This window comes from Xylanibacter ruminicola Ga6B6 (assembly GCF_000687715.1).
GTDB lineage: Bacteria > Bacteroidota > Bacteroidia > Bacteroidales > Bacteroidaceae > Prevotella > Prevotella ruminicola_B.
This window is the reverse complement of record NZ_JHXD01000047.1, coordinates 1-2224: the sequence shown is the minus strand read 5'-3', so window position 1 is coordinate 2224 and position 2224 is coordinate 1. Positions and strand designations below refer to the sequence as shown.

The following is a 2224-nucleotide window of genomic DNA, read 5'->3' as shown; positions in this document are numbered from 1 at the left end:
TTGGTCGATTCATCTAATGGTTAGGATACAAGATTCTCAATCTTGGCATAGGGGTTCGATTCCCCTATCGACTACAAAACATGAGCTTCCGTTTTTACGGGAGCTTTTTTCATTCCCTAAAACTAAAGATCGTATGATGTTTCCCGACGTACATAACAGCGCGCAGCTTACTGAGTTGATTAATAGCATTGGCTTTTTGCCTTTGCTCGATAGTGGTATTCGTGGTTTCTCGGCCGAAGAGATTGTAGCTGACGATTGTCGTTATGTAGTGTTCAGCGATGGTGGTTGGGATTGGCCGCTGTGGAAGTGGAAGGGCAGCATCATCACCGAGGGGCATCATGTGTATGGTAAGTTCTTTGCCGGCAAGGCAGGCTTCGTCAGCCGTGAGTGGTGGCCCGATTTCTGTAACTACCGCCGTAGCAAGTATCCTGCGCCCCAGGAGGGTAGTATTGATGAAGCTATTCTCTTTACCCTCGAGCAGGAAGGTAGTCTGATTACCCGCGAGCTGCGTGCCCAGTGTGGCTTTACAGGTCCTAAGATGCGTAGTAAGTTCGATGGCTATGTTACCCGTCTGCAGATGGCCACCCGTATCGTTACCGAAGATTTTGTGTATCCTCACGACCGTCACGGTCGCGAATACGGCTGGGGCTGGTCGCTCCTCACCACGCCCGAGCGCCTTTACGGTCGCGATGCTAACCAGAGTTCTCGCACTCCCGAAGAATCCTTTCAACGTATTTTCGCCCACATGCAAACCATCTGCCCCCAAGCCTCCGACAAACAGATCTTCAAAATGTTGAAATAAATGAAAGATTTTGCAGCAATAGATTTTGAGACAGCTAACAACGAGCGAACCAGTGTTTGCTCAGTAGGAGTCGTGATTGTACGTGATGGCGAGATTGTGGACTCTTTTTATTCGCTGATTCAGCCAGAGCCCAATTATTATAATTATTGGTGTAGTCAGGTGCATGGACTAACACGTCAGGATACAGAGGAGGCACCTGTTTTCCCTGAAGTATGGAAGCAGATTGAGCCAATGATTGAGGGGCTCCCACTTGTAGCACATAACAAGGCTTTCGATGAGAGTTGCCTAAAGGCTGTGTTTCGTTGTTATCAGATGGATTATCCGGATTATCAGTTCTATTGTACTTGTGTGGCCTCTCGTAAGGCTTTTCCACAAGCCGAGAACCACCAACTGCATACCATATCTAAGCTATGTGGTTATGAGCTCGAAAACCACCATCATGCCCTCGCCGATGCCGAAGCCTGCGCCTGGATAGCTAGAGAAATCCTATAAATTTACCGCTTATAAATAAGATTCTAACAAGGTGTGCCCTCCATCGGCGCACCTTTCTTGTAACTTTGCAGCGTGACAATAATAACGTGCATTTTTTACACGTTAATGGCGTGAAGAAGCCTGTACCGTTTTATAGTCTCGATGTCATTATCTCCGTTGGTTATCGCGTTCATAGCAAACGTGGTACTGCTTTCCGTATCTGGGCTCGCAAGATTATAAAAGACTATTTGGTAAAAGGCTATGCCATCAACGATAGAATCCGTAAAGATCAGATTGCAGAACTGCGTCAGTTGGTGCAGGTGGCTGGTCGTGCTATCAGTAATCTCTATCGCGAAGACGGTTCAAAACGCCTGGCTGATAACACCCTTGTAGCCCTTACTCTGATGATTGCAGAAAGCAAGACAGAGGAAAAGGATGTGATGGTAAAGGTTGTAGTGAACCTGATTAACCAGCAGAACGTATAAAAATACCCTCAGGCTTCGTGTTGAAACCTGAGGGTGATAGGATAGAGCCTGCTGCAGTATGAGGGACGAATCCCTCAAGTGCAGGTCCTTGGCTATTTTACATAGCGCCCATGCACGATGTAGCTCCCAGTGCTGTTACTATCGCAGTTGCGATGCTTGCAATCATCTGCACAATAAACTTAATCGTCTCTTTCTTTGTCATAATGGTTAATCTTTAATGGTTAATGTTTCATTGTTAATACTTGGTTTATGGTAGAGTGGTGGGGCCGTAGCCCCATCCACTAGTTCATATCGCTACCTCCGCTGCCAGGGTTGTTGCCGCCGCCTCCGGTATTGCCACCAGTGTTTCCACCGGTATTGCCGCCGGTATTGCCGCTCTGGCTGCTACTACCACCGCCGTTGGTGGTCTTCTCACCATCGCCGCTCAGCAGACTCTCGGCGTTCACAAACTCGGCCTTCTTCAGGA

At 47.8% G+C, this 2224-nt stretch carries 3 protein-coding genes, 1 tRNA gene and 2 pseudogenes; 4 read left to right on the top strand and 2 right to left on the bottom strand.

The window, feature by feature from the left end; translation table 11 throughout:
• Nucleotides 1-2: 2 nt before the first annotated feature.
• The 4 genes and pseudogenes from T500_RS0114690 to rhuM form a co-directional block, all read left to right on the top strand.
• A tRNA-Glu gene (locus T500_RS0114690) sits at nucleotides 3-74 on the top strand.
• 59 nt (nucleotides 75-133) lie between these two features.
• Nucleotides 134-802 (top strand): hypothetical protein, encoded by a 669-nt coding sequence (locus T500_RS0114685; RefSeq protein WP_028908728.1) that lies wholly within the window; start codon nucleotides 134-136, stop codon nucleotides 800-802.
• Nucleotides 803-1294, top strand: coding sequence for a 3'-5' exonuclease (locus tag T500_RS0114680; protein ID WP_028908727.1), 492 nt, complete (start codon nucleotides 803-805; stop codon nucleotides 1292-1294).
• Between the two features lie 110 nt (nucleotides 1295-1404).
• Nucleotides 1405-1758, top strand: a pseudogene (gene rhuM / locus T500_RS0114675) (RhuM family protein); the annotation flags it as partial.
• Between the two features lie 97 nt (nucleotides 1759-1855).
• Here the strand turns inward: rhuM and T500_RS17100 are convergent.
• Together T500_RS17100 and T500_RS17210 are read right to left on the bottom strand one after the other, a co-directional pair.
• Nucleotides 1856-1960, bottom strand: coding sequence for a smalltalk protein (locus tag T500_RS17100; protein ID WP_155267589.1), 105 nt, complete (start codon nucleotides 1958-1960; stop codon nucleotides 1856-1858).
• A gap of 79 nt (nucleotides 1961-2039) precedes the next feature.
• Nucleotides 2040-2224: pseudogene (locus T500_RS17210) on the bottom strand (hypothetical protein); the annotation flags it as partial.